5 protein-coding genes are annotated in these 4,659 nt (G+C 41.4%); all 5 read left to right on the top strand.

From position 1 onward, the window contains the following. The first annotated feature begins 695 nt into the window (after window positions 1-695). Window positions 696-986, top strand: coding sequence for a PqqD family peptide modification chaperone (locus tag F6K57_RS37220; RefSeq protein ID WP_293073333.1), 291 nt, complete (start codon window positions 696-698; stop codon window positions 984-986). Further along, window positions 970-1,416, top strand: coding sequence for a lasso peptide biosynthesis B2 protein (locus F6K57_RS37225; RefSeq protein ID WP_293073335.1), 447 nt, complete (start codon window positions 970-972; stop codon window positions 1,414-1,416). The genes F6K57_RS37220 and F6K57_RS37225 overlap by 17 nt, the downstream gene beginning before the upstream one ends. Beyond that, window positions 1,413-1,736 carry a hypothetical protein gene (locus tag F6K57_RS37230; RefSeq protein ID WP_293073338.1) on the top strand — a complete coding sequence of 108 codons (324 nt, stop codon included), beginning with the start codon at window positions 1,413-1,415 and terminating at the stop codon, window positions 1,734-1,736. Before F6K57_RS37225 ends, F6K57_RS37230 begins: the two co-directional genes overlap by 4 nt. Continuing rightward, window positions 1,720-2,361, top strand: coding sequence for a hypothetical protein (locus F6K57_RS37235; RefSeq protein ID WP_293073341.1), 642 nt, complete (start codon window positions 1,720-1,722; stop codon window positions 2,359-2,361). Before F6K57_RS37230 ends, F6K57_RS37235 begins: the two co-directional genes overlap by 17 nt. A 357-nt stretch (window positions 2,362-2,718) precedes the next feature. Further along, on the top strand, window positions 2,719-4,659 hold a 1,941-nt coding region (locus F6K57_RS37240; RefSeq protein WP_293073343.1), incomplete at its 3' end, for a lasso peptide isopeptide bond-forming cyclase.

Genomic DNA, 4,659 nt, shown 5'->3' on the forward strand with positions numbered 1-4,659 from the left:
CTCAGAGGGTGGGCAGTGCCTATCAACGCGCTTTGCAAGCTTCGGAATCTGTCGAAAGCACTGCCCACCCTAGATTACAGAGTGCAAATGTAAATAAAAATAACAATATTATCGTCTCAGCTTTAAACTGCAGAATGTTGAGTATACTTAGATAAATAGCCTGTTAAGTTTACTGAGCTAAAGGTATGTTTTCAGGGCAATCAAACATACCTAACGGGAAAGGGTTTTTCTATATATGTCCAATCTTTTCAGGGCAATATCTACAATAAATTAGCTTCGCTAAATGGTGTTTTTTTTAGGATAAAACCTAGGAAATATGAAATTAATAACGAAGTCTCGTTATTAGAGGATGTTTTAACGTTTCCTAGACTAGTTAAAAGCCATTCCATGACCTTGGAATAATAAGGCATTCAGCCATTAAAATCAATGCTTGGAAGTAAACCAAGGTACTTTTAAAATATCCTCGCCGTCTGTTTGGCGCTGCTATTTAAAAGTAAATTTTAATAGTTTGAGCCTTCTCAATCTCATCAGGTGTAATTGGTATAATTCGTCATCCTCTGTCTTTGTGTAAGAGTAAGATAATTTTTTTTGATACTAATTATCTGTAAAGTTGCACTTAATCCTTGGTCACAAATTACCAAGGATACCCGGTTTATTATGGCTAGATACATTCAGTTTCAGGAGTTTTATAGAGCATGGTAAAAGCTGATTCAACGGTAGTAGCAATTAAGGAACAGTTATCTTCCGATTTTACTGGAGAAACGATTATTCTCAACTTCAAGTCTGGAGTGTACTTTGGTCTCAATGCTGTAGGTACCAGTATTTGGAATCTGATTCAGGAACCAAAGACTGTTAATGAAATTCGGGATGCCATTTTAGCAAAGTACCACGTGGAGCCTGAGCAATGCGAAAATGACATTTTGGGATTACTCCAGGAACTGCATACTGAAGGACTAATTGAGGTAGGGGATGAAACAGCTACGTAAGTTCTTAAGCCTTACCCATACAGAGCGCCAACTTTTCATCAAAGCCTTTGTATTGCTGGCATTAGTCAGATTGGGGATGTGGTCGTTGCCATTTAAGACTTTACGACGACTTTTAGCAATTATCAGTCAAGCAAATCCTGTCGGGTTACGACGATATTCCCCTACCATAGACCAAATTGTTGAGGCGGTGAATCGTAGCAGCCGTTATCTCCCTGGTAATGCTAAATGTTTAGCTAGAGCCTTAACTACGCAAACTCTGATGAGTCAGTGTCGTTACTCAGCTGAACTGCGAATTGGGGTTGCTAAGGGAGAGCAAGGACAATTTGAGGCTCATGCTTGGGTAGAAAGTCAGGGACAAATCGTGATTGGTGATCTGACTGACCTTTCTCGATTCACTCCCATGTCATCCTTTGAAAGAAGTAGATTATGAAAAAGCGTACTCTCCTTAAACTTCACCGCACACTAGCCCCAATTCTTTTCTTGCCTTTATTGCTCACTACAATTACGGGTATCGTATACCGTATCGGCAATACTTGGTTTGGTATGCCCAGGAAATATGCACAAATTATGATGGCGATTCACGAAGGTAGATTTTTGGGGAAAGAGCTTGTGCCTATCTATGTCTTGTGGAATGGCCTGGGAATGATTGGGCTGTTGGCGACAGGAATTGTGCTCAGTGGTGTATTTCGTAATCAACGTAGTCAAGCATCAAATAGCCATAGAGGGGTGATCAATGATGGGAATCAGTAAATCACAAAACTTGAAATCGAATGATGATAATCTTAGGAAACAGGCCATCCTCTCATATTTGGCTTTGGTGTCATTGTGGATATTAGCCAACGTTGTCAGTGAGGGGATAGAAGAGTTCTCCTTCTTTTTCGAGACAGTGTTTGCACTCACCCAGTGGCTTGTATTGCGGCGATACATTCGCAATTTGGGTTGGTGGATACTTACCAGTATTTGGGGTTGGACGATCTACTCGATTCTGATTCAATTATTTGGCGTTAGGAATTGGATTGCAACCATGCTTCCTGAAGCAGACATGGAAATAGGAGGAGTACCGATCGGGGTGCAGGTATTTTGGGCTAGTGTTCTACTCAGACTCCTAGAATGGACTATCATTGGAATTTTTCAATGGCTCCAGTTGCGGCGTTTCATGGAACATGCAAGTTGGTGGATACCTGCAAGCGCTTTAGGGGGAGCAGTCAAAGGAGGATTAGAATTCAGCATCAGAACCGTAATCGACGGTGTACCTGGTGCTCTTGTAGGTGCATGTGGATATGGCGCTGTCACTAGTATTGTGCTGGTATTGCTATTGAAAAATCGCATTCACAAGCGCCTTAAGCGTCGTCAAACATTTTGGAGTTCAGTTTAGCAGGCTGTAGCAAAGGGAACAGGGAACAGGGAGCAGGGAGCAGGGAGCAGGGAGCAGGGAGCAGGGAGTAGGAAAGTCGGAAGTGCGAAAAATTTTGTGTACCTCATCAATATCAAAAACACTATAAGTAGCTGTGCTCTGATCAAGGAGTTATAGCGGCAGATAAGTTAATTATGAAAATGGGGCAAAAAAGATAAAGTCCAGTTCTTAATTGGCAATAATAAATAACTTGGGTTGGATGCCAACTGCTCTATTCCCTGTTCCCTGTTCCCTGTTCCCTGTTCCCTGTTCCCTGTTCCCTGTTCCCTAAAAAACCATAAATATGTACGTAAACATTGTCGCAAACCGCTATAGATTATGAGTGGAATTGTAGGTATTTACAATCTTGATGGTCGCCCGGTGGAGCGCGAAAAGATCGGGCGTATGGTGGATGTGTTGGCGCACCGGGGACCAGATGGCGCTGAGGTTTGGTGCGATGATAGCTCTGTAGGTTTAGGACATCGGATGTTATGGACGACACCTGAATCGTTATTAGAGCAATTACCTTTAAAAGACCGCACTGGTAATTTAATACTGACAGCGGATGCTCGCATTGATAATCGGGATGAGCTTATTTATGCACTGAAATTAAACGATCGTCCAGCCGATAAAATTACTGATAGCGATTTAATTTTAGCCGCTTACGATAAATGGGGGCGAGACTGTCCGGGTAAGGTAATTGGTGACTTTGCTTTTGCTATCTGGGATAAGCGTAAGCAGCTATTGTTTTGTGCCAGAGATTATATGGGGGTTAAGCCATTTTATTATCACTATCAACCCGGTAAATTGTTTGTCTTTGCTTCGGAAATAAAAGGATTATTCTGTTTAGATGCAGTACCCCGTAACGTCAATGATGCCAAAGTTGCTATTTATCTGTGTCAGTTAAGTGGGTTTGCCAAATTAAAACCCGATACTTTCTATCAAGATATTCTGCGTCTGCTTCCCGCCCACTGGATGGAAGTGAGCGAGAAAGGGATAGAATCTCAGTCTTTTTGGGATTTAGATGCCGAAGCAAAGAAGATACAGCAGACGTTAAAGACTGATGCTGACTATGTGGAGGAATTCCGCAAGCGATTTACCGAAGCGATAGGGTGTCGTCTGCGGAGTGCTTACCCAGTAGCGTCTACTCTCAGTGGTGGTGTCGATTCTTCTTCCGTTAGTTGTGTGGCGCGGAATTTGTTGCGGGAGAAAGATAGTGATGCAGAATTGTTAACGATTTATTCTGATTGTGATACCCCTTCGGCTGATGAGACGGCTTATGTAGATACCGTATTGGCCCAGGGTGGTTTTAAGCATCATGTTGCGAAAGTAGGTAATCCCATTAGTGCTGCTCAAACCGTTACTCCTTGGTTAGACCAACCAGTACAAATGCCCACCCCAGCCATGTTGTTGGCGATTGTTCGGGAGGTCAAACAACAAGGTGCAAGGGTGGTGTTAACGGGACATGATGGGGATACTATTGTTTCTCACGGTACGGATTATCCTCATGAGTTACTGGAATTAGGGGAATGGGAAAAGCTTCTAAAAATAGTAGAAGGTCGTTATCAAAATAAGTCTGATAGTGCTAAGGAAATTGAGGCAGATTTATATCAATATCTGGTGCCTTATGCTACAGAGTTAGTTAAAAAGTTTGAATGGCATAACTATATTAGTATCTTTTATAAATCCGCTAACTATTGGCAGTTTAATCCGCAAAGAAATATTAAGTTATTTTTACGAAGCATCTATAATAATTTTCGTATGCTAAAGTGGAATAACTACAATGCAATTATTGCTAAAAAACTTGCAAAGTCTATTAAATTAGGTAAATTACTCCGAGATGAGTTCAATTATCAATTTGGCTACTTACCTACTGAATATTTAAACCATTACCGAGCCATAACTTCCGGTAATATGCAGGAAGGTAGCGAACAAATTGATGGGATTAGTGCAGCAGTTAGCATCGAACCTCGTCATCCTTTTTTAGATAAAAGAGTGATTGAGTTGTGTTTAGCAGCACCCGCTCATTTGAAATACTGTAATGGTTTTGGGCGCGGTGTAATGCGAAGGGCGATGAAGGATATATTGCCTGAAGAGGTTCGTCGGCGCAGAAGCAAGGTGGATTTTTATGGATTTATTATCAACAGGATGGAAACTGCTGAAAGCCGTGTAATTGAAAATTTATTGTTAGAGCAAAAATCAAAGTTATCCCATTACATAAATACCAATGCGGTACAAGAAAAGTATCAAAAGTTTTCAAACTCTGCCGCTAAATGGCAG

This window comes from Moorena sp. SIO4A5, from assembly GCF_010672005.1.
Taxonomy (GTDB): Bacteria; Cyanobacteriota; Cyanobacteriia; order Cyanobacteriales; family Coleofasciculaceae; genus Moorena.